A 23716-nucleotide genomic window follows, 5' to 3' on the forward strand; every position below is an offset into this window, starting at 1 on the left:
CATTCTGGCACCGGCCCGCCCGGGCCCGGATGGTCCTCCCGGCCGAGGGCGGGCGGGCGGACCAGGAGCACGGTCCCGGTTCCGGCCCGCCGGGGGACCGGGGGCCCCGGCCCGGATCGTCCGCTGTCCGGACGTCCGGCACCCTGTTCGCCTGATGGTCTGGAAGCCCGCCGGGGACCCCCGGCGAAAGGGCCGACGTTCGCGTCCATCAGCCGGAGGGCACCGTGATCCGCGCACTGACCGGATTCTCCACCAGACATGCATGGAAGGTCATCGCCCTCTGGGCGGTGCTGGGACTGGCACTGGGCGCGCTGAGCCCGATGCTGCTCGGCCGGGTCACTCAGTCCCAGACCGGTGACTTTCTGCCGAAGAGCTACGACTCGGCCGCCGCCCTGCGGATCGCCGAGGAGGAGTTCGGGGTGAAGCCCGACGCCACTACGGTCACGGTCCTGGTCGCCCGGAGCGACGGCAAGGCGCTCACCGACGGCGACCAGCGGCGGATCGAGGTCGAGGCGGCGGGCCTCGGCAAGCGCCGGGTCACCATGCCGAGGGACGAGGACGAGCCGGCGTTCCTCAAGCCCGACCGCTCGCAGACCCCCCGGATCGCCCCGGCGACGACGGCGCCCGACCGGAGCTTCGAGCTGCTCTCCGTCGAACTGACCGGGAGCGCCGTGGACGAGGGCGTCCAGGAGGTCTACCGGACCTTCCGGGACTCCGCCCGCGCGAAGTTCGCCGCCGTCGGGATGCGCACCGGGTTCACCGGCGGACTGGCCGAGGCCGCCGACAGCACGGACGACAACCGGGTCGCCGCGCTGATCGGCAGCATCCTGGTCACCGTGCTGATCGTCCTGCTCAACGTGCTGGTGTTCCGCAGCGTGCTCGCGGCCGTGCTGCCGCTGCTCGCCGTCACCCTGATCGGCGCCGTGGCCGCCGGAGCCGTGGCCGGCGCCGCGACGCTCACCGGCCTGCGGCTGGACGTCTCCACCCCGAGCCTGATCTCCGTGGTGCTGCTCGGCATCGGCGTCGACTACCTGCTGTTCCTGCTCTTCCGGTTCCGCGAGCACCTGCGCGCCCGGCCCGGCCAGCCCGTCCGCGAGGCGGCCGCCGAGGTGTCCGGACGGGTCGGCACCGCGATCACCTCGGCCGCGCTGACCATCGTGGCCGCCTTCGCCACCCTCGGCGTGGCGAGCTTCGGGCAGTTCCGCTCGCTCGGCCCGGCGATCGCCGTCGCCGTCCTGATCATGCTGCTGGGCAGTCTCACCTTGATGCCGGCCCTGCTCGCCGCCTGCGGCCGCAAGATGTTCTGGCCTTCGCGCAGCCTGCACCGGGAGCCGCGGGCGGGCGCGGCCGCCCGCTACGGCGCCTTCGTCGCCCGTCGTCCGATGGTCCTGCTGCTCGGCTCCGTCGCGCTGCTCAGCGTCCTCACCGCCGGAATGACCGGGATACGGATGGACTACGGTCAGGGCGGCGACTCCGGGACGGCGGCCGCGGCCACCGCCAAGGAGATCGCACGCGCCCTGCCGGCCGGCGTGTCCGACCCGACCACCGTCTACGTCACCGCCACAGACGGCGGCACCCTGGACCCCGCCCGGCTCGACGGCCTCTCCCGCGCCCTCGCCAAGACCGAGGGTGTCGGCCAGGTCGGCGGCACCGTCCTGAACAAGAACCATCACGCCGCCCGGATCGACCTCTTTCTCACCGCCGACCCGCAGAGCGCACGGGCCCGCGACCTCGCCTCCGGCCCGGTCCGCGCCGCCGTCGCCGCCCACACGCCGGCCGGGACGAGCGCCCACGTCGGCGGTACGGCGGCGGTCTTCGCCGACATCTCCGTGGCCGTGGACCACGACCTGACGGTCGTCTTCCCGGTCGCCGCCGCCCTGATCGCCCTGATCCTGCTGCTGCTCCTGCGCAGCCTGCTCGCCCCGGCGGTCCTGATGCTCTCCGTCGGGCTCGGCTTCGCCGCCACCCTCGGCGCCTCCACCCTGCTGTTCCAGCACGTGCTGGACGAGCCCGGCGTCAGCTTCACCCTCCCGCTGGTGCTGTTCCTGTTCGTCGTCGCGCTGGGCACCGACTACAACATCCTCATCACCGACCGGATCCGCGAGGAGATGCACCACCCCGGGCCGGCCCGCGCCGCCGTGGCCCGCGCCGTCCGCCACACCACACCCGCCGTCGCCACCGCCGGCCTGGTCCTGGCCGGCTCCTTCGCCACCCTCGCCGCCACCCCCGGCAGCGCACAGATCGCCTTCGCGCTGACGCTCGGCATCCTCCTCTCCGCCGTCGTCCTCTCGCTCGCCGTGGTCCCGGCCCTGGCCACCCTCCTGGGCCGCGCCCTCTGGTGGCCCTTCCGCCCCGACCGCCACCAGCCTCCCAGCGCCTCCGCCGCGCCCCCCGCTCGCGTCCTCATCCCCTGACCGCCCCTCTACTTCCACCTGCCCCGGACGTCCGGCCGGCCCCGAGACGCTGCCGGCCCGTTCGGGCCTGGTGGCTTCGCCCCGCCGCCATGCGGCGGGGCGAAGTGCTGCCACGGGGCTCGTGCGGGTTCGGGCGCGGGTCTGCTCGCACCGTGACGATCAGAAAGACGCCGGTACGGCTGCCGGCCCCGCCGGTGGATCCTGGCCGCTGTCGGTTGACCGCGGCACCGGTGAGCTGGTGCTGCACGCTCGTCTTCCGCAGCCAGCCACATGTCCTCGTCGATGCCGCGGACGAGGATCGAGCAGGGCGGCTGCTCGGTGACGCACCACTCCAGGTTCCGTTCGCGAGGTCCATTGGGCTTCGACGATCTGCGGGAGTTCTCGACCGTGCGGATGATCCGGCGGCGCGAACCGCCCCGCCGGTCGGGGTCGTTCCGGTCCATGGGCAGGAAGAACTTGGCGGCCAGGAAGACGTCCTCGCGACGGCTCTTCAGCGCCGGGGAGGACGGCCTGGCCTCTCACGCCCGGGTGGCTATGCCGCCTCACCGGCGACGGGCGTCGCATCGGACTCGTCCGGCCGGCCGTCGTCGTCGGCCAGTGCCGGGGAGTGAGCCAGTACGAAGACCGCCATGCCCACGAGCGCGGCGGCGAAGGCGGCCACGGCGATGTGCCACCCGCCGCGCACCGTCTCCCCGAAGACCACCGTCCCCCACAGCATGGAGAGCACCGGGTCGCCCAGGGAGAGACCGGGCTGGGCGGCCAGCAGACGCCCCGCGTGGACCGCGGACTGGAGCAGGAACATCGAGGCGGCACCGGCGACGATCATGGCGTAGAGCTGCCAGCTGGTGAACAGGCCGCCGATGCCGTGTCCGACGGTGCCCGTCGCGCCCTTTATCAGGGCGGCCGTCAGGGCGAAACCGAAGCTCGTGGTGGTGCCCAGGATTGCGGCCTTCCGGGCGCCCTCGCCGCTCAGCCGCGCCCACCAGACGCCCGCGGCGATCAGCAGCACGTTGGCGCCCGACGCCATGGCCCACGCCGGTCCGCTGACCGCGCCGGCGGACCCGGCGGCCGGCTCCAGGCTGAGCAGCATCCCGGCGAGCCCGGCGGCCATCGCCGCGGCGGCCGCCCACTCCCGCGCCCGCATCCGGTCGTGGAGCAGCAGCGACGACAGGATCAGCGCCACTGGGAGGTCGAGGACCAGGATGGACTCGACCACGGAGATCCGGCCGATACCGAGAGCGACGGCCTGCAGCAGGAACGCGGCGGTGATCGAGGCGACCCCGCCGAACCACACCGGCCGGTGCAGGAGATGCCGGATGAGCCGCCAGCTCAGGCTCTCGCTGGCCGGGCGGTCCCGGGCAGCCTTGCGCTGCAGCACGGAGGCCAGGCCGTTGGCGACGGCGGCCAGCACCGCGAGCAGTGCGCTCAGCAAGGCGGATCAGATCCTCGGCCGGTCACCTGGTCCGTGGGGTGCGGGGTCATCGGACGTACGGTTCCAGGGTGCCGCGCCGGCGGACGTCCAGGGTCGCGCAGTGGAAGGACCCGCCGAACGGGGCGTAGTGCAGCAGGTCGCACGGGACGGGTTCGAACCCCCACTCCTCCAGCGCCCTCAGCATCGTGGCGTGATGGCGCTCGGCGATCACGCGTTTCTCGTCGATCATGAGCACGTTCATGTTCAGCCACTTGCCGCACATCGAGGTGATCTTGAGCAGAGGGTCGTCGATGGGGTCGGGTTCCGGGGCGACGAGCACCTCCCACGAGTCGAGCACCTCGGGCAGGCGCCCGAGGTCGACGTACTCCGGGTTCACCATCACCCGGCCGGGGCCCAGGACGACGAACGTCGTGTCGATGTGCATGGGGGTGCGGCAGCGGCTCTCGATCTCGTGGACGCGGTACCCCGGCCCGAGATGCCGGCGCAGCCACTCGATCCCCATGCGGTTGGTGACGTTGCTCCGGGTGACGAAGAGGTCGTGCCCGGCGCGCACGAAATCCGCCGCGTCGAAGACAGGCTCGAACTCGGTCAGGACGTAGCGCATCGGCTCGCCGTCGGCCGGGGGACGGAAGTCGGCTTCGAACAACTCGTCCGTGAGCTGAGGCTTCGGCGCCGAGGTCCAGCGCGCGCCCCGCCGGAAGTAGTCCTTCAGCAACGACCGGTAGGAATGCGTCTCGAAATACCGGCACGGCCACGCCATCGGCGTCTCGATGATCTCGTCGCCCACCACCAGCAGACTGTCGCGCGGACACGTGTTGCAGAATCCCCGTGCCGACCAGTCCGGTGTGCCGAAGCGCTGCCTGAAGTCGATCGCGTCGGGCCGCCTGACCGTGACGTCCAGGGAGTCCAGGAGGGCGACGAATCCGTCGAGCTCCCGCTGGGCCTGCTCGATGAGAAAGCGTGGGTACCGGAATCCGGCGGCGAGGCCTTGGAGCCGTGCGGCCCACGGCGGGATGTTGCACGTCACGACCGGATGGTGGGAGGGAATCGTGGCGCCTTCGAGACGCCCGACTATCACCTCCTCCAAGGGGTCCCACTCGTTGTGTGAACTGACCGGCGACGTGGAGGGCTCACCGAGTCCGGCCGGTGCGGTGGACCGTTGCTGCATCAGCATTCCTGCCCTCGGCGACTTCTCATGGACATGTGCTGCCACCGGAACGAACGGAGTTCGTCCCCCACCGACCCCAGTGGGTCTCCTCCGGGTCACCCGGGCCGTAGAACCGAAAACCCCGGAGACGGCCACATCGGTCCGCCCGCGCCCGCACCTCCGCGACCGACGGTGCGGTGTGGGGGATCGTGTACGGCCGGCAGTCGGAGGCGGAAGCCGATGAGTCCGAGGACGACGAGGTGTTCGGCGACAGCCAGGACGACGAGGAGCTCGAGCTCCTGACCGACGATGACGGCGCGCTGAATGTCTGGCCGGCTGAACCCGCACCACCGGGCGACTGCCCCCCCGGCCCGGTCCAGGAAGCCGGCGTGCCTGCACCGAGGCGTCCCGAGGTGACGGTCTACGACCCCTGCGAGGAGTCCCTGCGATGGTGAGCCCGATCTCCCACGAGGCCGTCGGGTTCGCCCCGCCGGCTCCTGCGACCGTATGGCAAGGCTGGGACGCCTTCGTCCACCGGGCGCCGGCGCGCGACGCCGACGACCCCACCTGGGCCCAGACGGAGCGCGAGGACTACCACTCGCCGTCATGCGCACCCCGGCCGTGGACAGCGTCTTCACCGCCGTACGCCGGCCGGGAAGCTTCGGCGCCGGAGCCCGGGTTGAGCAGGCCGGTCAGCGGTGCGCCGACGGCGAGGAAGAGGAAAGCACACGGCACGATAGCGGCGGAGGACATGCGCAGGCCGCTCTCCGACAGCAACAATCCGTTGATCACAGCGCTCCCAGCCGAGCTTGCAGGCGATGCCGAGGCAGTCCTGGCGGTGATGCCTGATCCAGTACGAGGGCCTGCAGTTGTCGGTAAGGGCGTTTCAGGTTTCGGGATGGGCCAGGCGGCCGAGCAGGGCTACCGCGTCGTCGAGGGGTACCGGTTGGAAGAACCGTGCGTCGGCGTGCTCGACTGCGGCAATCGCGCGGGGGGCCAGGTCGGCGCCGGTACCGGTGACGCGCAGTCGTTTGGCGCGGGTGTCGGCCGGGTCGACTTCTCGCTCGATGAGTCCTTTGTGTTCCAGGGTGCGCAGTACCTGGGAGGTCATCTTGACGTCGGTGCCGGCTTGGCGGGCGAGAGCCAGCTGGTTGGGATGCTCGCCCTGGGTGTTGAGCCACCAGGTACAAGCGAGCAGCACGAACTGCACGTGGGTGAGATCGAGCGGGGCCAGGGCTGTGGCGATGTCGCGCTGCCAGCGCAGAGTGGCGTGCCACAACAGGAACCCGGGGCTGTCGCCGGGGCTGAGGGTCATCAGCGAAGCGCCAGCTCGGCCAGCGAAGCCAGTGTCTCGGGCCAGTCGGCGGTGATTCCCGGGCCGATCTGCGGGCCGGCCTCGTCGGCGCCGGTACCGGTGATCTCCATCCGGTACACCACGCGGATCCGGTCCTGGTCGATCCGGTCGATCCGGTGGACGGTGCGCAACAGCAGGCCGTCGAAGCGCGCCTCGTCGACGAACAATTCGTCTTCGACCACCTCAGCGATGCGCAGCAGGACCGCGTCGTCGCCGGGCGGGGTCATCGTGATCTGCGTGCCCGTCGCGAACGGGCCGTTCATCTCGATCTTCTCGATCTCGGCGTTCCAGGTGCCCCAGTTCTCGACGTCGGCCCAGAGCCGCCAGATCGCCCTCGGGGTGGCACTGGTCTCGATGCTGTGCTCGTACTCCCACATGAATGATCTCCTTCCCTTGATGATCCATCCATAGATTATCTGCGCGCGGACTATCTGTCCATTGGTGCATGGAGCCCATCCCGCGGTGCCGCAGTCGCCCACCCGACTCACTGCCCGCCCGCGCCACCCAGAGGGTCCCACCTCACGCATGAGGCTCCGCCTCGCCACCCAGGCATCCGCCTGCAACGTGAAAGGCATGGCTCATGACCTGGACTCTGCCGGAGCCGACGCTCGCCGCCCCCGGGTCCGATCCGGCCTTGCCCCCGGGCTGGGCGGCGGAGCCGAAGTGGGACGGCTTCCGCGCGGCCATCTGCATCGACGCGGACACCGTCATGCTGCGCTCGCGCCGCGGCACCCAGATGGGCCCGGCGTTCCCGGAGATCGTGGTGGGCACCGCGCAACTGCCGGACAAGTCAGCCCTGGACGGCGAACTGATCGTGTGGGGCTGGGAGCAGGGTGCAGCCCAGTGCGCGTGGGATGGCCCCACGGCCCGCGAGCCAGGGCCCTGAGCCTCGGAAGGCCTGCGTGCTCGAGCCCGGCTAGTAACTGTCGTAGCTGGGCTCGCCGTGCGGCCGGTAGACGCCGACGATGGTGCCGCCCTTCGTCGTCGAGACGCTGACCGGCTCCAGCGCAGTGGGGATCGCTCCGTCGGCGAACAACCGCTTGCCGGTGCCGATGATCACCGGATGGATGGTCAGCCGGTACTCGTCGACAAGGCCGTGCTGCATGAGGGTCTGGGCGAGATCACCGCTGCCGACGACATTGATGTTGCCGCCGTCGGACTCCTTCAGCTTGCGCACGGCATCGACGATGTCCCCCTTCAGCAGCGTGGAGTTCTGCCACTCGACGGACGTCAGGCTCCGAGACGCCACGTACTTGTGCATGCTGTTCATCCGACTGGTGAACGGGTTGCCGGGATCGGCGGTCGGCCAGTACGACGCGAAGATCTCGTACGTCTTGCGGCCGAGCAGCATCGCGTCGGAGTGCTCGTACCACCCGGCGACGGCCCTGCCGACTTCGTCGTCAGACACCGGTTTCTGCCAACCGCCGTGCTGGAAGCCGCTCTCAGCATCCTCATCCGAAGCGCCTGGCGCCTGCATGACGCCGTCCAGCGTCAGGAACGTGCAAACGATGATCTCGCGCATGGTGCGCTCCCTTCGTCGACGTGGGTAGACCGCGCACCCGCCCAGAACTCATCGCCGGTTCCGCCCCACCGGGCGCGCGGGGGCGGGCTGCCGGGCGATTGTGCGGGCGGGCGGTCCGGACCAGGGGTGATGAGGGGCTGTGCCTGGCCGGTGGTGTGGTGGGGGCGGTGTCGATCCACTGCGCGGTGGAGGCGGCCGCACGGGCGGCCGCCTCCGGGATCGCCCGGCACCGGTAGGTGCCCGGTGCGAGCTGCGTTGTCACAGCAGGCTTGCCACAGTCGCGGCCTGCCCGGCAACCGTGGGGACGGTCAGGCCGCCGGCGCGAATGCGGTGAGGGCGTCGACGAGGTCGGCCGGGGCTTCCAGCGGGATCAGGTGACCGGTGTGGGGAACCACCACGAAGTCGGGGTGGGAGAGGTAGGGCACCAGGTTGTCGCGGAGCACGCCGACGGGCTCCACCTGGTCGTGTTCTCCGGCGACGACGAGAACGGGCACGCTGACCATGCGCGTGTGTTCGGTGATGTCGTGCGCGATGCCGTGCAGCGGCCACTCGGTGCGGGCGGCGTCGGCGACGGTCCGCGAGTCGGTCACGATCTGCGCCTTGACCGGCTCGGGAAGCTCGGTCGCGGTGAGGACGTGATCCCGTGCCCCGGCCACGGACTCGGCGGAGTCGTAGGCGTGCGACAGGGCTTCCTGGTACTCGGGAGTGATCTGTGCGGCAGGCTTCGCCGGGCCGGAGCCGACGAGAACCATGCCGCGCAGGCCGGCGGGCCGGGTGGCCGCGACCAGTTGTGCGACCTTGCCGCCCATCGAATGCCCCACCAGGACGTAGTCGGTGACCCCCGCGTCCGCGAGCACGGCGAGCGTGTCGTCGGCGAGCTGACCGAGCGTGTAGGGACCGGGCAGAGCGCTCGACCGGCTCCACCCGCGGAAGTCCACCGTGAGCACGTCACGGCCCGCCAGGCGGTCGACGACGAGGTCCCAGGTGCGGGCGGAACCACCCCAGTAGTGCAGGAACACCAGAGTCGGTCCGGTCCCCGTGCGATGGTCGTAAGTGGGCAGTAGCGTCTGCTGCGTCGTGTCCATGATGGCTCTTCCGGTCGATGCTCTGGGTCATTTGCCCCGTGCGTTCATTGAAACTTCTGCACCCGGACGGGGCATTGGCGTGACTGGTCTCCCGATGGCTAAAACTGGACACATGAGTGTGATCCGGCAGATGACCTACCAGCCCGCGGGACGTCCCGCCGCCTCGGTCGAGACGATGACGTTCGGCCGCCTTCGCGAGCTGAACGACGGCAACACGCAGCGCGCCGACTTCCACGTCCTTGCCGTCATCGACGCCGGACCCGGCTCAGTCGCCGTCGATTTCCACCGCCACCCGCTTCAAGACCGGTCCGCGGTGTGGATTCCACCCGGCGCGGTGCACCGGTGGGATGACATCGCCGACGTGGCAGGGCACCTCGTGCTGTTCGTGCCGACCGCGCCGGTCACCCACGCCACCCGAGAACTGGCCGCCTTCCCTGACCCGGCCGCGCACTGGATCATCCCCGACGCCGACTGGCCCTTCGTCGACACGGCGCGCAGCCATCTCCTCCTCGAAGCATCCGCCCCGCCCAGTGACTCCCGGACAGAGCTGCCCGAAATCCTGCTCTCCGCGCTCATCACCCGGCTGCACCCGCCGCACGCCGAAGCACGGCTCACCCCTCAGGTGTTCCGGTTGTTCCGCTCCAGCGTCGAAGCGCACTTCCGGCAGCACCACGACGCCGGCTACTACGCCCGTGCGCTGGGATACGCGCCCCGCACCCTCTCACGAGCGGTGCAGCAGGCCACCGGCCGCACCGCGAAGGCGTACATCGTCGAACGGATCGTCCTGGAGGCCAAACGGCTCCTCGCACACGACCGCCTCACCGCAGCCCGCTGCGCCGACGTACTCGGCTTCCCCGACGCGTCCAACTTCTCGGTGTTCTTCCGCAAGGCGACAGGCATGCGCCCGGGCGCGTGGCAGGCGACGGCGGCCGCCGAGTGAGGGCGTCGGCAGCAAGGCGGTCGGCGGAGGCGGCTGGTGTCCGCGGCCGTCAACCGGTCGGGCTGTCCGAGGGCTGGGGCTTGCCGAGCATCTGGCAGGTCGCGGCTTCGACGAGGGCCTTGTTCGTGGTGGCGGCCTTCTTTTCCTTGATGCCGAAGTTCGTCATGGTGAAGACCGTGACGCTACGGGTGCCGGTGGCGTCGGTGTAGATCTCACTGGAGTAGCCGGGCAGGCCGCCGGTGTGGCCCCAGACCGTGCCGCAGGGCGTGTCCACCTTCATCAGGCCCAGACCGTAACCTCCGCCTTCCTCGGGGGCGTCCACGGTGGTGCGCATCTGCTTCATCTGGGCCTCGGGCAGCAACCGGCCGGACATGAGCGCGGTGAGGAAGCGCTGCCAGTCCTGAGCGGTGGAGACCATACCGCCTGCCGCCCACGACCAGCTCGGGTCGATGGCGGAGGTGTCGACGTTGTCCCCGGGGCGTTCGGGCCCGGCGAATCCGACGTCCTCGGGCAGGTCCACGGTCCCGGAAAGGAGGGCCTTCAGGCGCTTGGCGTCCGGCTCGTAGCCGGTCGCGTGGCGTTTCCCGGCGGGCCAGGCCGCGTTCGTGGCCAGGAACGAGTCCTTCATGCCGAGCGGCCTGGTGATCTTCTGCTCGATCAGCTCGGCCAGACTGCTCCCGGTGGCCTTCTCGAGGATCAGCCCGAGAGCCTCGTAATTGGCGTTGCTGTAGGAGTACGTCTTGCCGGGCTCGGTCGGCGGGTCCTGCTCAGGGGTGATGGCGAGCAGTTCCTGCGGCGTCCAGGTGCGCTGCTCCTGGCCGGTGAGGGAGGGCAGGAACTGGGGCGTCAGCAGGAAGTCGCCCAGGCCGCTGGTGTGGTTGAGCAGCATCCGTACGGTGATGTGTTCGCCGCCCTTGACCAGGCCTGGCAGCCACTTCTCGACCGTGTCGTCGAGGCCGATCCTCTTCTCGGCGACCTGTTGCAGGACGAGGGTCGCGGTGACCGTCTTGGTGTTGGACCCGACTCGGAACCGGTCGCCGGCTGCGAGGCTGTGGTCGTCCTTGGTCCAGGCGGCCTGCTTGGCGATCTCGACGGGCTTCCCGTCGCCGGAGTCGACCCGGACGATGACGCCCAGGGAGCCGGTGTCTGCCGCCTGCTGCGCGAGGCGGGCCAGCCGCGCGTCGGCCGCCGGGCTCGCCGCGCTCTGCCCGGCCGCCGGTTCGGCCTCCGAGCAGTTCGCGAGCGCCGCGCCCAGGCAGGTCGTCAAGGCGATGGTCAGCGCTGCGCGGCGGATTCGGTGGCGGCGGGACAGTGGGGGTGCGGACATGGCGGTTCCCTTCGGCGCGTGACGATGTGCTGCGTGCGTCGAGGGACCGGGCGATCGCCTGATGAGCGGCCGTTCGGCGGGTCCCGCGCACACCATCCATTCAGTCAGTGGCGCGCCGCTGGTACATCGCTCGATGGCGGGCTTCCCACCGGCGCGGGGTCACTCCAAGGAGCGACCCCGCGGGGCACGGCGCCCCGCCGGCCCGTCCTGCGGCCGAGGGCGGGTCAGGACAGGGTGTTCCTGGCCAGCACCGCCGCCTGTGCCCGGCTCTGGCAGCCGGTCTTCGTGAGCACGCGGCTGACGTGCGTCTTGACCGTGTGCAGGCTCACCACGAGCCGGTCGGCGATCTCGGCGTTGCTCAGCCCGTCCCGGATCAGACGCAGCACGTCGACCTCCCGCTGGGTGAGGTCTCTCAGCCGGGCCAGGTCATGGTCGCTGGGCTGGCGCCGGCCGCTGAGGTGGCCCTGGATGATCCGCTGGGTCACCGCGGGGCTCAGCGCGCTGTGCCCGGCAGCCGCGGCACGCACGGCCGCAGCCAGCTCTTCGTACGAACTGTTCTTCAGCAGGAAGCCGGAGGCCCCGGCCGTCAGCGCATCGTCGACGTAGGCGTCCAGGTCGAACGTGGTCAGCATGAGCGCCCGGCTGCGCCCCGGCCCGAGCAGGCCCCGGCGGCCCAGCTCGGCCAGCGCCCACAGGCCGTCGCGGCGCGGCATCCGGATGTCCATCACCAGCACGTCCGGCCGCAGCCGCGCACACACCTCGACGGCTTCCTCACCGTCGTTCGCGGTGCCCGCCACGGTGATGTCCGCCTGACTGTCCAGGATCACGCTCAGCCCGGTGCGGATGACCGGCTCGTCGTCCACGACGAGCACGCTGATCTGCTCAGGCATCCGCACGCTCCCACGGCATCGTCGCCGCGACGCGGAAGCCGCCGTCACCGGTGGGGCCCGCGGTGAGTTCGCCGTCCAGCGCGCCCACCCGCTCCTCCATGCTGACCAGGCCGAGCCCGATGCCCGCGCAGGCCGCGGCCTGCCGCACGCCGCGGCCGTTCACGATCTCACACCGCAGCTCTCCGCCGTCTTCGCCGCGGACGGTCACCTGGACGGGCGCTCCGGGCGCGTGCCGGCGGGCGTTGACCAGTGCCTCCTGCACGACGCGGTACACCGCCAGCTGGACCGGCCCCGGCACGGACTGCGGCGCGACGTCCGTCGTCAGCTCGACCGTTCCGCCCGCGGCACGGTGGCCGTCCAGCAACGCGTCCAGCTCACCGAGGTCCGGCACGGGCTGGAGCGGGACGGCGTCCGCGGGGTCGCGCAGCATCCGCAGCAGGTCACGCAGCTCGCCGCTGCTCTGCCGGCCCGCCGCCGCAAGGCCGTCGATCTGGGCACGGGCCCAGTCGGGCAGTTCGCCGCCTCGGGCCCGCAGCGTCTCCGCATGCACGACGAGCAGGGTCAGCGAGTGCGCGACCACGTCGTGCATCTCACCCGCGATCCTCGTCCGCTCGCGTTGCGTGGCCTGTGCCGCCTCCAGGGCCTGTGCCCGGCGCGCGTCGGCCGCCCTCCGCTCGGCCGCGGCCAGCAGTTCCTGCCGGGTGCGCGCGGCGAACCCCATCACCCAGGCCAGCGGCATCGGGGCCAGCACGGCAAGGACGTCCAGGCCGCCCTGGAAGTCGCCGGAGTCGGTCGTCATCCGGTTCAGCCACAGACCGGCCACGCTCAGCATGCTGACGCCGAGAACCGCCGACACGGTCCGCCGCCAGCTCACGCCGTGGTGGCCCAGGTTGTAGAGCAGCACCGCCAGCGGCAGGAAGACCAGGGGTGACAGCTTGGCCCCCTCGCCCGCGCTCCCCACCAGCGCCGCCAGAAGAGCCCCGAAACCCACGACGAAGGCGGTGGCCGGCAGCCGCCGGCGCAGCAGCACAACCACCACGCCCACCGCCTCGTACGCCATCAGCGACACCCAGGCCGGCCCGGAGGTGTCCACGTACGGCTGCGACAGCAGCGCCGGCACAAACGTCAGTACGACCAGCCCGGCATCGGCACCCCAGCCGGGCCACCTGCCGTCCCTCACTCTCATCCGTCCGACACTACGACCTCGCACACAGGTCTTCGTCACTCCAAAGAGCCACTTCGCGTCACCTCCCGTGCGGAGAACTGGCTCATCACCGGCGTCGGCACGGGCCTCGGACGCCGTGATGTCACCGCAGCGGTTGACCCTGACACGGGGTCACGATCCCCGGTATCCCGCGGCGGCCAGGGACGACCACTGGTCCTGTGCCCTGGACTGGACTCGGCGCAGGCCGACCTGCACGACCTGGCCGAGCTTCTTCGACGCGCGTTTCTGAGTGACCTCGCCGCCGTGCTCGCGAAGCTCGACCTGCCCTCGGCACCCGTGCTCGTGGGCGCCGTGGCATTCGGCGCCCGTCCGCTGTGCGGGTCTCACCTTCCGGCGGGCCGGCACCGTGCGGCGACAAGGGCCGGTCTCTGGTCAGGAGAGACCCGTCAGAGCGTGGATCAGCCGTTCCACCACGTCCTGCGGGTGCGGTACGCCCGGGCGGCCCGTCATCAGCAGATGGTGCAATGTGCCCACCAGTGCCAGCGCGACCGATCCGGCGTCCAGATCGTCCGTGACGCGCCCCAGGCGCTGTTCGGCGCCCAGGTAGGTCTCGATGGAAGTCTGGATCGCATTGAAGCCGGGTGCGCCCGCCGCCCAGGCCTCGCGTACGCGCAAGGCCGCTGCCGGCCGGGTCACCGCCAGCCCGACGACTCCGGGATCCAGGCTCAGCACCGCCGAGGCCAGGGCCGTCAGGTTGCCGGTGACGGAGTCGCTGCCCGCCTTTTCGGGGAGGCGGGCGGCGAGCGCGGCGGTGCGGGTGAAGCGGTCCAGCACCAGTTCGGCGACGAACTCGTCCAGCCCCGCGAAGTGCGTGTGCAGCACCCCCTTGGCACACCCGGCTTCGGCCGTGACCGCCCGGCTGGTCAGAGCAGCGGCCCCGTCCCGGGCCAGGACCCGCTCGGCCGCGTCGAAGAGCCGCTCGCGCAGATCGGGGATGGCCACTCCGCGTGGTGACACCAAGTCCTCCCGGACAAAGGGTATTGCAGGTATGGGCGTGCGCCCATACTGTTTGGGCGTGCGCCCATTCTATGGGTGGCCCATCGCTTGGCCAACACCCGTCCACGGGAGGTTCCGCTCATGCACGCCATCGTCAACACCGCTCAGGCGCAGGCCTGGAACGGCTATGAGGGCGCCCACTGGGCAGCGCATCAGGATCGCTGGGACGCCGTGAACGCAGGCTTCGACCAGCCCTTGCTCGACGCCGCGGTCATCACGCCCGGCGACCACGTCCTCGACATCGGCTGCGGCGCGGGAGCCACGACCCTGCTCGCCGCGCGCGCCGCCGCCCCGCACGGCAGTGCCCTGGGCCTGGATCTGTCCGGCCCTATGCTCCAGCGCGCCCGAGCCGGCGCCGAGGGCGCGGACTTCGCCAACGTCCGCTTCGAACAGGGCGACGCCCAGGTCCACCCGCTCCCCCGCAGCACGTTCGATGTCGTCATCAGCCGCTTCGGCATCATGTTCTTCAGCGACCCCGCCGCCGCCTTCGCCAACATCGCCGCCGCACTGCGCCCGGGCGGCCGCGCCGCCCTGCTGTGCGCCGCCGAACCCGAGGGCAACCAGTGGCTGACCGCCCTGGCCACCCTCGCAGACCTGCTGCCGCTGGACGGCTTCGGCAAGCCCGGCCCCGGCATGTTCTCCCTTGCCCCGCCCGGCGCGGCGACCGCCCTGCTGAAGCAGGCGGGGTTTCAGAACGTACGCACCGAACACGTCACGGCCTACGGCAGTTGGGGGCACACCGCGGCAGAGGCCGCCGACTTCCTGCTGAACTCCGGACCCGGCCGCCACCTCCTCACGCAGACCACCCCCAGCACCGCCACCCGCGCCCAGGCCCGCCTGACCGACGCCCTTCGCCCCCACGAAGGCGACGCCGGCCTGCGACTGCGCAGCACCGGCTGGCTCCTCACCGCCACCACACCCGAGGCGTGACCTTGCAAGCTCCCCTCCGCCTGCACGCAGCGCAGGCGAGGCCGCGACGAAGGGCTACCGCACCTCGTCCATCCAGGCCAGGCGAACGCCATGCGGATCGGCGCGCGGCGTGGGAGCGCCCGGCGGGGTCGGCCGGACACCGCCTAGGCGTCAGGAGCCGCGCTCGGCACAGTGATCGTCAGCCATGAGGTGCGACGCTCAGGGGGCGAAGGCCGCGGACAGGATCCGGGTGACCAGGGCGAGGTCGTTGCCGCCGCCGGTGGTGGGGTTGAAGGAGTACACCAGGCGGCGGCGCAGGTCGCGGGTGGTGAACATGCCGTTGGTGTAGCCGAAGGTGGTGCCGGTCTTCCCCCACACGGTCACACCGTTGGGCAGGGTCACGCGCATCAGGCCGGCGGCGTAGTAGGCGCGGCCCTGTCCCGGGTCGTGGTCGGTGCTGCCGAGGTAGGGGACGTCGGGAACGTCGAACAATTCCGCCTGCTCGGTCGGGGGCAGCAGTTGTCCCCGGAAGAGTGTGGTCAGGAAGCGGTCGAGGTCGGCGGTGGTGGCGATCATGCCGCCGGCGCCGGGAGTCTGTTCGGTGATGTCGACCAGCTGCGAGCCACCGTCCGGCCGGGGTACGGCGATGTAGCCGTGGGAGTGGGGGCCGGGGATCGTGGTGTCGGTCTGCGGGGCGGTGGTGTCGCGCAGGTGCAGCGGTTGCAGGATCCGGGTGGTGATCTCCTGCTGGTAGGTGTGTCCGGTGAGGTGCTCGACGAGCATGGCGGCGACGTAGTAGCCGGTGGCTCCGTAGGCCTGCATGCAACCGGGCTCGGTGAAGGGGCGTTCGTGCCGGACGGCCTTGGCGACGAGTTCGGCGAGCGGGTGGTCGTCGAAGCGGTGCGCGACGATGCCGTCCGGGGTGGTGGGCAGGTCGTCCTGGCTCAGTTCGGGCAGGCCGCTGGTGAAGTTGAGCAGGGTGCGGACGGGGATGGGGGGGTAGCTGTCGGGCAGGACGTCCGGCAGATAGTGCTGGACGGGCTGGTCGAGGTCGACGCGGTGCTCGGCGGCCAGTTGCAGCATCACGGTGGCGATGAAGGTCTTGGTGACACTGCCGAGACGGAACCGGCCGGCGACCGGCACCGGCGCGCCGGTCGTGATGTCGGCGGCGCCGTACGTACCGGTCCAGTGACCGTCCGGCCCGCTCACGCGTGCCAGCACGCCCGTGACGCGGTCGGGCGCGCTCGATAGGGCCTGCCGCAACGCCTGCGGATCCAGCTCCGGCAACCGGTCGCTGGTGGTGTTGCGGGTCGGGTCGCTGGTGGTGTCGCGGGTGGTGTGGCCGGTGCAGTCGACCGCGGTGGCAGGCCGCGCGGCGGGTACCGCGACCGCCGGGACGGCCGTGCCCAGCGCCACGGCGCCGAGGACCGCGCAGGCGAGCGACGCGACCGGCACCCGCCTGCGTCGGCGCGCTGTCGCCGTGGTCCCGGCGTTGGAGCAAGGAGGCTTGAAAGTCATGTCCACGACCGTTCCGCACAGCCGAGGTGTGACGAATCAGGGCTCGCCCCCGATAGCACCCTGATCGGTCCCTGAGATCGAGGCCAAGGCCGCCCTGGAACCGCCGCCATCAACGAGTGGCTGTGACCAGTCAGGTCACGATCCCGCTGCGTAACAGTGGATGGCCACCAGCTGGGACGGGCTCCATCGTTGCTCGACCGTGGCCATCAATTCCCAGCCCAGCCGCTCATACAGGGCTGCGGCGGCAGTATCCGACAGCACGACATCGAGCACCGGATGCAGGCCACGGCGGCGTGCTTCCTCCACGGCTTGGCGGATCAATAGCGCACCGATGCCATGCCCCCTGGCCTGCGGGGCAACGAACAGCCGACTGACGACTGCGGTCAGGTCCTCGCTCGTTCCGCTCCGCTCGCTCCACAAGCCGGGAGCCAGATCTCCTTCGCCGCTGCGGGACAGGCTGACATGGCCAACGAGACGGCCACCGAGTTCAGCGACCCAGGCCCCGAACAGAGAAGCCTGCAACAACCACTCATGAGGCCGGCCAGGCCAGTTCATCGGGTAACTGTCACGCCGATGGACTTCTGCGAGAACCCTCACGCACTCCTCGACATCGCCGTCAGCCCTCAGTCGAACCCGGGGGCCTGACCTCTCCACAGCAGCACCGACGCTCTCGTTGTTCACTGCGGCATAGGAACACAGGCCACAGAGTCACAACCAGTCACTTTCGACACACACCCTGAGGCGTGCGCCGGTCCGACCCGGCGTGGGGCCGGATGAGGTTTCACTGGCAGTAGCGCACGATCAGCAGAGCCTCGACGTCTCCGGACGGTGCTTGGTACGTGTGCGGAACGTCGGCGGCCCAACTGCCGTGCATGCCGGGGCCGATCAGGGCAGGAGCGGAAGTTTCACCGACGCGCGCGGTGCCGGCGAGGACGATGATGTGCTCTGTTGTGCCGGGGGTGTGGGCGGCGGACTCCTGCGTCGTTCCGGCACGGATGCGCACTCGGTAGGTTTCCGTGACCGCCTCGGCAGTCTCGAATCGCTCGGTGAGGACGGCGTCCACGGCGTGGCCGGAGACCTTGGTGGGAAACGCGAGGTTGTGCAGCGCTGTGCTGAGCGGCACTTCGAGGGCCGTCGTCAGAGCGTAGAGCGTCTCCAGAGTGGGATTGCGCCGGCCGCTCTCCAGTTCGGAGAGCGTCCCTTTGCCGATCTTGGACCTGCGGGCCAGCTCGGACAGTGAGATCGCCTGCGCTTCGCGCAATTCCCGCAGGCGCAATCCGACGCGAGTGGCGAGGTCCATGGTGAGCCCCTTCTTGTCGCCGATGCCAGTTGATCCGATGCCGCGTGAGATCTATCGTTCCACATACGGAACGTTCTGTATATGGAACACGTGATGATGCGACCTTGCATGAAGGAGTCCCATGGGACCTCAGGAAAACGCGTCCCTGCCCGTTCGCAGTATGCAGGTGGCCCGCGCCCTCGCCGCGGCCGGCGTCACGGGTCAGGTACGTGAGCTGGCGGAATCGACGCGTACGGCCGCCGAGGCCGCCTCGGCCCTGGGGTGCGACGTGGGTGCGATCGCCAACAGCCTCGTATTCATCTCCGATGGTGAAGCCGTCCTGGTTCTGACCAGCGGTCAGCACAAGGTGAACACCACCGCACTCGCCGCCCGTTGGGGGCGGGGCAAGCTCCGGCGTGCCACTCCCGAGCAAGTACGCCAGGCCACCGGACAGGCGATCGGAGGTGTGGCCCCCGTCGGTCACCCCCGTCCGCTTCCCACCGTGGTCGATGCGGTCTTGGCCGACTACGCCCAGGTCTGGGCCGCCGCAGGAACTCCCCGCACGGTCTTTCCCACCACCGCTGGCGAACTCGTCCGGCTCACAGGTGGACTTCTGCTCCAGGTCGGCCCATGACCAAGGGGCCCGTCGGGCTGGGGACGAATCTGTCTGGGCAGGTGGCTCTGGTCACCGGGGGCTCGACCGGGCTCGGCCGGGCCATCGCGCTGGGCCTGGCGTCCGCCGGATGCACGACGGTGGTAGCCAGCAGGCGGCCGGAGGTATGCCGTCAAGCGGCGGCCGAGATCGCTGCCCGGACGGGCACTGCCGTCCTGGGCCTCGCCTGCGACGTAACCGAGGAGGACGAGGTTCACCACCTCGTCGAGGAGATCGTCACCGAGTACGGCTGCCTGAACGTGCTGGTGACCAGCGCCGGGATCCAGGCCCGAGGCGAGCTCGGAGCGCTCGACGCTGTCACGTTGCGTCGCTGCCTGGATGTCAATGTCGTCGGAACCTTCCTCGCCTGCCAGGCGGCTGTGCCGGTGATGCGCAGTGCCGGGTATGGCCGCATCGTCACCTTGGCCAGTGCCCTCGGGCTCGTCGGTGCCGCAGGTCGGGCAGGCTACGCGGCCAGTAAGGGCGCGGTCATCCAGCTCACCCGCAGCCTCGGTGCCGAACTCGCCGGCACCGGCATCTGTGTCAACGCGCTGGCTCCAGGTCCCTTTCGCACACCACTGAACGACGGCATCGATGACGACCCGCACGTACGGGACTTCCTGGACCACCAAGTCCCCATGAGGCGCTGGGCCGACCCTGAGGAACTGGTCGGTGCGGCAGTCCTGCTGGCCAGCCCAGCGGCCTCTTACCTCACGGGCGCCGTCCTTCCGGTCGATGGAGGCTGGACCGCCCACTGACAGGGCCCGGGGATCCCCGGACCCCTGGGCCTCTGCGGCCCCTATGACCGGGGGGTAGCCGACGTTCCAGCTGTGCGCGACCAGGAGCGCGGCGATCATCACGCGCAGGCTCTTCAGCCGGGCTTCACCGCCGAGGCCGGACTCAGGCCCCCGGCCGCACGGCGGTGAGGGCAGCGGTGCGAGAAGGGGCAGCAGATGTTCACCACTTCGGGAGGCAGTCTCGAGGGCCACGGCGTTCGACTTGTTCAAGCGCTACGACAGCACCGCTGGCCGGTGCTCAGTGGCGGTACGCGGCTGTCGCCTCCTCGATGAATGACCGGATCAACGGATTGGTGTCTCGTTCGTTCCACACCGCCACCACTCGGCTAGGCGCCATGTCGATCAGCGGCACCACGGTGAACTCGACGGGCAGGTCGTGCCCGAGCGGGGCCAGGCCGACCGTGCCGTTCCACAGCACGGCCTGCAGGCATTCCTGGACGGCACGCACCACTGGTCCCTCGCGCGGCCTCCCATCGTTCCAGTACGACTGCCAGACGGGGTCAGTGCCCTGCGGGAACTGGAACCAGCGGCGGTCGCGCAGCTCGGCCAGCCGCAGTCCCTCGCGGCGGGCCAGTGGGTCGTCGGCGCGCAGGACCACGCCGACCGGATCGCTCCGCAGCGCTCGCACTCTCAGGGCGGTCTCGTCGAACGGCGCCCGGGTGAGAGCGACGTCGACCAGTCCAGCGCGCAGTCCACAGGTCGGGTCGGTCAGATCGGTGTCGCGGACACGGATCTCGACGCCGGGGTGGTTCCGGCGGTAGGCGGCGGCCAGCCTGGCCACTCCCGGGTCGGTGCCGTCGCCCAGGATGCCGACGGTGATGGTCGCGACGCCGGCTGCTGCGCTCACGCGTAGCCGGACGCGGTCGGCATGGTCGAGCAGTGCGCGCGCCTCGTCGAGCAGCACCGTGCCCACCGGAGTGAGCGTGACGCCGGTCGTCGAGCGGGCGAAGAGCAGGGCCCCGACCTCGGCTTCCAGCTGCTTGATCGCCCGGCTCAGCGGCGGCTGGCTCATGTGCAGCCGGGTGGCGGCCCGGCCGAAGTGGAGTTCCTCGGCGACCGCCACGAAGTAGCGCAAGGTCCGTAGCTCCACGCTGCAACGATACCCATGAGGTATCGGCTCCGCCGAAGGGGTCTTGGACACCGGCGGGGTCCCGGCGGTGCACTGTTGAACGTGACCGATGACATGAAGACCAGCGAGCCGCAGGCCGACCCCGGCGTATCGGTGGTGGGCCCCCTCGACGGCGAGACGATCGTTCTGGGTACCACGCGCATGCGCGTTCTGGAGGACGGCAGCCACACCGGGCACCGCCTCGCGATTGCCGAGTCCGTCCTCGCTCCGCACACGCAAGGTCCGCCGCAGCACCGCCACGGCCGGCACGACGAGGGCTTCTACATCCTCTCCGGCAACGTGCGGTTCACCGTCGGGGACGAGGAGTACGACGCCACCGCGGGCACGCTCGTCATGGTTCCCCCCGGCACCCCGCACACCTTCGCCAACCTGAGCGACCAACCCGCCGTCATGCTCAGCACATTCACACCCGACCTGTACGTGCAGTACTTCCGAGACCTTCAGGAGGTGCTCGCCGGCGGCCGGCCGCTGACGCCACAGGCCAACCTCGACGCGATGAGCCGCTACGCGACACAGCCCGCCACCGACCTCGCCTGAAGCCGACGGGACGAAACGGCCCGGCCGCCCACCTTTCGACCCCTGGGCCACGACGCGCCCGCCTTTCGCGTCCCAACCCCTCGGACGACGGACCGGCCTTCCCCGGGGGCTTCCCCGGCACTCGACACAACCGACAGGCCCCCGCAATCCGGGGCTCGTGAACGGGAACCATGAACATCGCCTACTGGATCGTCGCGGGGCTGCTCGCGCTCTTCTACTTCTACGCAGGCACGCTGAAGGTGATCCGCAGTCGCGATCAACTCCGGCCGATGATGGCTTGGGTCGACCGCATGCCCCTTCCCGCCCTCAGGGCGCTGGGGGTGATCGAGATACTCGGCGCGACCGGACTGATCCTGCCACGGCTGACCGGTACCGCTCCCTGGCTGGCGTCGGCCGCAGCCATCGGTTTCGTGCTCCTACAGACCGGTGCGATCGCCGTACACCTGACCGGCGAGGACCGCCGGGTCACACTCAATGTCGGACTCACCGCCACCGCGGCTGTGACCGCCTGGTTGGCCGCCCAGCTGTGATCGGGGCCCAACCCCCGACCTGCGGAGGCAACGGCTCGGCCGGCCGCCACACGGCCGCTGTCACTTCCCAAAAACATCGAACACGCCGCCGTCCACGCGCTGCTCGGTGATCTGCTGTCGAAACTCGTGAACAAGCACGTTCATCCCCAGACCGGTTTTGTCTTGTTCTCCGGTTCATCCTTGAGGAATCCGACCAGCATGCGGGCTGCCTTGCAGGCCTGACTAGTCGTCCGCTCGGTGAGCTTGACATCGCCGGCCCAGCTCCAGTCACTCCAGTCGACCGTGATACGTAGGTTCGCCTGCCGTAAGTCGATGCTGGTGGAGTTGTACTTCCGTTCCTTTTCCTTCTTCTCGTCCCTCACCGTCTGCATCGCGCCGTCGGGGAGTTCCTCGGTCTGGGGGACCTTGCTCGTGGTCATCGGTCCGTACTCGGAGCGGCCAGGAGTGATCTTGGCCATCGCCTTGTCGGCGTCCTGTGGAGAATCCAGCAGTTCCGCGCTGACCGTCAGCTCGAAGTCGTACAGGTCGCCGTTCGCGCTGTTCGGCTCGGTCCAGCCGCAGTTGGCCTTCTTGCTTGTGTTGGTGGACTCGGGCAGGTCGTAGGCGGCGAGTTCCTTGTAACCGTGCATCTCGTTGCTTCGCAGGTAGCCGCAAAGGTCCGGCATACTCAAGTACTTCTTGGCGGCCACTGGCGTCTTTGTGGCCTTGTCGTCCGGCAGTGCGTGATCGTGGTTCAAGAAGCCGGCGAAGTAGGCAATGCAGGCAGCCGTCACGGCGGCACACAGCGGTATGGCTACACCCATTCGGATCGCGCGATGGACGGGTCTTCCCTGCGGCTCCGGCGGTTCGCCGCCGGGCGGACCGCTGTTCGCACCGTGCTCTTCAGGGGGAGCGGCCGGCGGGAGCGCAGGGGCGGGGCCTGTGGCAATGGCGGTTCGTGGGACGGGCGGTGGCGCAGCCGCCGTCGCCAGGTCGGCTGGTTCGGTCGCAACGAGCGTGGAGACTTCGCGGCGGAGGTCGGTGATGCGCCCGTGGACGGCGGCCGCAGTGCCGGGACGCCGCTCGGGATCGCGCTGGAGCAGGTCCGTCAGCAGGTCCGCTACGGGGCCGGGAACATCCGGACGCAGTTCGGTCACACGACGGGCCTCCTCGTCGAGTTTGCGGCGGATCACCGACAGGGGGCTGCCGTCGCCGAACGGTGGCTGTCCGGTGAGGAGTGCAAAGAGGACGCTGCCCAGGGCGTAGAGGTCGGATCGCGTGTCACCGCGGTGGTCGAGGAACTGTTCCGGCGCTCCGTACTGTGCGGTGCCGATGGGTGAGAGCAATGTGGTGGGAGCGACGGTGAAGGTGTGCGTATGGACGAAGCCCGCAATGCCGAAGTCGACGACCTTGACGGTGCCGTCGCGGGTGAGCATGACGTTGGAAGGCTTGATGTCGTAGTGAACGATGTTCGCCGCGTGCGCAGCGACCAGGGCCTCGCAGATCTCCTGCGCGATCTCCAGCGCACGGTCGACGGACAGTGGACCATGGGCATGCAAATGCTTCGCAAGGCTGGTTCCCTCGATGTGCTCCATGGTGAGGAAGCGGATGTCGTCATGAGCACCGCGGTCGTACAGGGCGGCGATGTGGGGGTGGTTGATCTGGGCCGCGGCCACTGCCTCGCGTTCAAAGCGCTGGAGAAACTCGGCCGGAGCGTTGTCGTCGGGCTGCAGGAGCTTGATGGCGACCGTGCGGTGGAGCTCACGGTCACGGGCCGTCCAGACCTCCCCCATGCCTCCCCTGCCGAGCCGTTCCACCAGCTCATATCTGCCAGCGATCACAGTGCTGCGGTCCACTCAGTCCCTCCAGGGTTCTGTCCGGTGTCAGGCTCCCGCACCCTCAGTCACGCGAGGACCGCAGTAGTAGTTCCTCACACAAAGCCCACAGGCTTCGCTCCCAACGCAGCACGACCACCCTCGCCGGCATCTTCGCCCGCCCGCTGCCCGGGCCCATCGGACTCCACGACCTCGTATCTCCAGCTGATGGACCCTGGG

General features: G+C 70.2%; 25 protein-coding genes. 9 read left to right on the forward strand and 16 right to left on the reverse strand.

Annotation, left to right across the window (positions count from 1 at the left end; all coding sequences use genetic code 11):
• Nucleotides 1-224 precede the first annotated feature (224 nt).
• Nucleotides 225-2414, forward strand: coding sequence for an MMPL family transporter (locus tag TNCT1_RS33160; protein WP_143639585.1), 2190 nt, complete (start codon nt 225-227; stop codon nt 2412-2414).
• A 532-nt stretch (nt 2415-2946) separates the two neighbouring features.
• On the opposite strand, the gene TNCT1_RS35675 is transcribed toward TNCT1_RS33160, so the two are convergent.
• Both TNCT1_RS35675 and TNCT1_RS33170 read right to left on the reverse strand, forming a co-directional pair.
• Nucleotides 2947-3846, reverse strand: a complete 900-nt coding sequence (locus TNCT1_RS35675) for a DMT family transporter (protein WP_160160450.1) — start codon at nt 3844-3846, stop codon at nt 2947-2949.
• 46 nt (nt 3847-3892) lie between these two features.
• Nucleotides 3893-5014, reverse strand: coding sequence for an amidinotransferase (locus TNCT1_RS33170; RefSeq protein WP_143639589.1), 1122 nt, complete (start codon nt 5012-5014; stop codon nt 3893-3895).
• 176 nt (nt 5015-5190) lie between these two features.
• On the opposite strand from TNCT1_RS33170, the gene TNCT1_RS33175 reads away from it, so the two are divergent.
• Complete coding sequence (locus TNCT1_RS33175; RefSeq protein WP_143639592.1) at nt 5191-5448, forward strand: hypothetical protein; 258 nt, start codon at nt 5191-5193, stop codon at nt 5446-5448.
• A gap of 136 nt (nt 5449-5584) precedes the next feature.
• Here TNCT1_RS33175 and TNCT1_RS33180 read toward each other — a convergent pair whose 3' ends face one another.
• The 3 genes from TNCT1_RS33180 to TNCT1_RS33190 form a co-directional block, all read right to left on the reverse strand.
• Nucleotides 5585-5785, reverse strand: coding sequence for a hypothetical protein (locus TNCT1_RS33180; protein WP_143639595.1), 201 nt, complete (start codon nt 5783-5785; stop codon nt 5585-5587).
• Between the two features lie 94 nt (nt 5786-5879).
• Nucleotides 5880-6308: a MarR family winged helix-turn-helix transcriptional regulator gene (locus TNCT1_RS33185; RefSeq protein ID WP_143639597.1), complete on the reverse strand. Its 429-nt coding sequence runs from the start codon at nt 6306-6308 to the stop codon at nt 5880-5882.
• On the reverse strand, nt 6308-6724 hold the full coding sequence (locus tag TNCT1_RS33190; RefSeq protein WP_143639599.1) for a polyketide cyclase: 417 nt from the start codon (nt 6722-6724) through the stop codon (nt 6308-6310). Before TNCT1_RS33190 ends, TNCT1_RS33185 begins: the two co-directional genes overlap by 1 nt.
• A gap of 203 nt (nt 6725-6927) precedes the next feature.
• Between TNCT1_RS33190 and TNCT1_RS33195 the strand changes: the two genes are divergently transcribed.
• On the forward strand, nt 6928-7233 hold the full coding sequence (locus TNCT1_RS33195) for a hypothetical protein (protein ID WP_143639601.1): 306 nt from the start codon (nt 6928-6930) through the stop codon (nt 7231-7233).
• A 30-nt stretch (nt 7234-7263) separates the two neighbouring features.
• Here TNCT1_RS33195 and TNCT1_RS33200 read toward each other — a convergent pair whose 3' ends face one another.
• Together TNCT1_RS33200 and TNCT1_RS33210 are read right to left on the reverse strand one after the other, a co-directional pair.
• Nucleotides 7264-7869, reverse strand: a complete 606-nt coding sequence (locus TNCT1_RS33200; protein WP_143639603.1) for a dihydrofolate reductase family protein — start codon at nt 7867-7869, stop codon at nt 7264-7266.
• 308 nt (nt 7870-8177) lie between these two features.
• Entirely contained in the window at nt 8178-8954 is a 777-nt protein-coding gene (locus TNCT1_RS33210) for an alpha/beta fold hydrolase (RefSeq protein ID WP_143639605.1), read from the reverse strand.
• 112 nt (nt 8955-9066) lie between these two features.
• On the opposite strand from TNCT1_RS33210, the gene TNCT1_RS33215 reads away from it, so the two are divergent.
• Nucleotides 9067-9894 (forward strand): AraC family transcriptional regulator, encoded by an 828-nt coding sequence (locus TNCT1_RS33215; RefSeq protein WP_174266537.1) that lies wholly within the window; start codon nt 9067-9069, stop codon nt 9892-9894.
• Nucleotides 9895-9943: 49 nt separating this feature from the next.
• On the opposite strand, the gene TNCT1_RS33220 is transcribed toward TNCT1_RS33215, so the two are convergent.
• From TNCT1_RS33220 to TNCT1_RS33240, 4 genes are all read right to left on the reverse strand, one after another.
• The gene (locus tag TNCT1_RS33220) at nt 9944-11221 is read right to left on the reverse strand and encodes a serine hydrolase (RefSeq protein WP_174266538.1); all 1278 of its coding nucleotides are present in this window, start codon (nt 11219-11221) and stop codon (nt 9944-9946) included.
• A 224-nt stretch (nt 11222-11445) separates the two neighbouring features.
• Nucleotides 11446-12111 (reverse strand): response regulator transcription factor, encoded by a 666-nt coding sequence (locus tag TNCT1_RS33225; protein ID WP_174266539.1) that lies wholly within the window; start codon nt 12109-12111, stop codon nt 11446-11448.
• Nucleotides 12104-13297: a sensor histidine kinase gene (locus TNCT1_RS33230; protein WP_143639609.1), complete on the reverse strand. Its 1194-nt coding sequence runs from the start codon at nt 13295-13297 to the stop codon at nt 12104-12106. Before TNCT1_RS33230 ends, TNCT1_RS33225 begins: the two co-directional genes overlap by 8 nt.
• 411 nt (nt 13298-13708) lie before the next feature.
• Nucleotides 13709-14293: a TetR/AcrR family transcriptional regulator gene (locus TNCT1_RS33240; RefSeq protein WP_143639611.1), complete on the reverse strand. Its 585-nt coding sequence runs from the start codon at nt 14291-14293 to the stop codon at nt 13709-13711.
• A 120-nt stretch (nt 14294-14413) separates the two neighbouring features.
• Here TNCT1_RS33240 and TNCT1_RS33245 point away from each other — a divergent pair, with 120 nt between their 5' ends.
• On the forward strand, nt 14414-15262 hold the full coding sequence (locus TNCT1_RS33245) for a class I SAM-dependent methyltransferase (protein WP_143639613.1): 849 nt from the start codon (nt 14414-14416) through the stop codon (nt 15260-15262).
• A 198-nt stretch (nt 15263-15460) separates the two neighbouring features.
• Here the strand turns inward: TNCT1_RS33245 and TNCT1_RS33250 are convergent, their stop codons facing one another.
• From TNCT1_RS33250 to TNCT1_RS33260, 3 genes are all read right to left on the reverse strand, one after another.
• Nucleotides 15461-16759 carry a serine hydrolase gene (locus TNCT1_RS33250; protein WP_143639616.1) on the reverse strand — a complete coding sequence of 433 codons (1299 nt, stop codon included), beginning with the start codon at nt 16757-16759 and terminating at the stop codon, nt 15461-15463.
• 135 nt (nt 16760-16894) lie between these two features.
• The gene (locus tag TNCT1_RS33255; RefSeq protein ID WP_143639619.1) at nt 16895-17356 is read right to left on the reverse strand and encodes a GNAT family N-acetyltransferase; all 462 of its coding nucleotides are present in this window, start codon (nt 17354-17356) and stop codon (nt 16895-16897) included.
• A 184-nt stretch (nt 17357-17540) separates the two neighbouring features.
• Nucleotides 17541-18059: a helix-turn-helix transcriptional regulator gene (locus TNCT1_RS33260; RefSeq protein WP_143639622.1), complete on the reverse strand. Its 519-nt coding sequence runs from the start codon at nt 18057-18059 to the stop codon at nt 17541-17543.
• Nucleotides 18060-18180: 121 nt separating this feature from the next.
• Between TNCT1_RS33260 and TNCT1_RS33265 the strand changes: the two genes are divergently transcribed.
• Nucleotides 18181-18672 carry a YbaK/EbsC family protein gene (locus TNCT1_RS33265; RefSeq protein WP_143639625.1) on the forward strand — a complete coding sequence of 164 codons (492 nt, stop codon included), beginning with the start codon at nt 18181-18183 and terminating at the stop codon, nt 18670-18672.
• The gene (locus TNCT1_RS33270) at nt 18669-19448 is read left to right on the forward strand and encodes an SDR family NAD(P)-dependent oxidoreductase (protein ID WP_143639627.1); all 780 of its coding nucleotides are present in this window, start codon (nt 18669-18671) and stop codon (nt 19446-19448) included. The genes TNCT1_RS33265 and TNCT1_RS33270 overlap by 4 nt, the downstream gene beginning before the upstream one ends.
• Before the next feature lie 277 nt (nt 19449-19725).
• Here the strand turns inward: TNCT1_RS33270 and TNCT1_RS33275 are convergent, their stop codons facing one another.
• Nucleotides 19726-20577, reverse strand: a complete 852-nt coding sequence (locus TNCT1_RS33275) for a LysR substrate-binding domain-containing protein (RefSeq protein ID WP_235903019.1) — start codon at nt 20575-20577, stop codon at nt 19726-19728.
• Between the two features lie 93 nt (nt 20578-20670).
• Here TNCT1_RS33275 and TNCT1_RS33280 point away from each other — a divergent pair, with 93 nt between their 5' ends.
• Both TNCT1_RS33280 and TNCT1_RS33285 read left to right on the forward strand, forming a co-directional pair.
• On the forward strand, nt 20671-21153 hold the full coding sequence (locus TNCT1_RS33280) for a cupin domain-containing protein (RefSeq protein WP_174266540.1): 483 nt from the start codon (nt 20671-20673) through the stop codon (nt 21151-21153).
• Between the two features lie 170 nt (nt 21154-21323).
• Nucleotides 21324-21683: a DoxX family protein gene (locus tag TNCT1_RS33285; RefSeq protein WP_143639633.1), complete on the forward strand. Its 360-nt coding sequence runs from the start codon at nt 21324-21326 to the stop codon at nt 21681-21683.
• 140 nt (nt 21684-21823) lie between these two features.
• Here the strand turns inward: TNCT1_RS33285 and TNCT1_RS33290 are convergent, their stop codons facing one another.
• Nucleotides 21824-23518: a serine/threonine-protein kinase gene (locus TNCT1_RS33290; protein ID WP_143639635.1), complete on the reverse strand. Its 1695-nt coding sequence runs from the start codon at nt 23516-23518 to the stop codon at nt 21824-21826.
• Nucleotides 23519-23716 lie beyond the last annotated feature (198 nt).

The organism is Streptomyces sp. 1-11 (assembly GCF_007176755.1).
GTDB lineage: Bacteria > Actinomycetota > Actinomycetes > Streptomycetales > Streptomycetaceae > Streptomyces.

Excerpts from the sequence above, each read along its gene's own strand:
- TNCT1_RS33170 (WP_143639589.1), bottom strand. The coding sequence starts at position 5,014 with ATGCAGCAACGGTCCACCGCACCGGCCGGACTCGGTGAGCCCTCCACG.
- TNCT1_RS33185 (WP_143639597.1), bottom strand. The coding sequence starts at position 6,308 with ATGACCCTCAGCCCCGGCGACAGCCCCGGGTTCCTGTTGTGGCACGCC.
- TNCT1_RS33190 (WP_143639599.1), bottom strand. The coding sequence starts at position 6,724 with ATGTGGGAGTACGAGCACAGCATCGAGACCAGTGCCACCCCGAGGGCG.
- TNCT1_RS33195 (WP_143639601.1), top strand. The coding sequence starts at position 6,928 with ATGACCTGGACTCTGCCGGAGCCGACGCTCGCCGCCCCCGGGTCCGAT.
- TNCT1_RS33200 (WP_143639603.1), bottom strand. The coding sequence starts at position 7,869 with ATGCGCGAGATCATCGTTTGCACGTTCCTGACGCTGGACGGCGTCATG.
- TNCT1_RS33210 (WP_143639605.1), bottom strand. The coding sequence starts at position 8,954 with ATGGACACGACGCAGCAGACGCTACTGCCCACTTACGACCATCGCACG.
- TNCT1_RS33215 (WP_174266537.1), top strand. The coding sequence starts at position 9,067 with ATGAGTGTGATCCGGCAGATGACCTACCAGCCCGCGGGACGTCCCGCC.
- TNCT1_RS33220 (WP_174266538.1), bottom strand. The coding sequence starts at position 11,221 with ATGTCCGCACCCCCACTGTCCCGCCGCCACCGAATCCGCCGCGCAGCG.
- TNCT1_RS33225 (WP_174266539.1), bottom strand. The coding sequence starts at position 12,111 with ATGCCTGAGCAGATCAGCGTGCTCGTCGTGGACGACGAGCCGGTCATC.
- TNCT1_RS33230 (WP_143639609.1), bottom strand. The coding sequence starts at position 13,297 with ATGAGAGTGAGGGACGGCAGGTGGCCCGGCTGGGGTGCCGATGCCGGG.
- TNCT1_RS33245 (WP_143639613.1), top strand. The coding sequence starts at position 14,414 with ATGCACGCCATCGTCAACACCGCTCAGGCGCAGGCCTGGAACGGCTAT.
- TNCT1_RS33250 (WP_143639616.1), bottom strand. The coding sequence starts at position 16,759 with ATGACTTTCAAGCCTCCTTGCTCCAACGCCGGGACCACGGCGACAGCG.
- TNCT1_RS33260 (WP_143639622.1), bottom strand. The coding sequence starts at position 18,059 with ATGGACCTCGCCACTCGCGTCGGATTGCGCCTGCGGGAATTGCGCGAA.
- TNCT1_RS33265 (WP_143639625.1), top strand. The coding sequence starts at position 18,181 with ATGGGACCTCAGGAAAACGCGTCCCTGCCCGTTCGCAGTATGCAGGTG.
- TNCT1_RS33270 (WP_143639627.1), top strand. The coding sequence starts at position 18,669 with ATGACCAAGGGGCCCGTCGGGCTGGGGACGAATCTGTCTGGGCAGGTG.
- TNCT1_RS33280 (WP_174266540.1), top strand. The coding sequence starts at position 20,671 with ATGAAGACCAGCGAGCCGCAGGCCGACCCCGGCGTATCGGTGGTGGGC.
- TNCT1_RS33285 (WP_143639633.1), top strand. The coding sequence starts at position 21,324 with ATGAACATCGCCTACTGGATCGTCGCGGGGCTGCTCGCGCTCTTCTAC.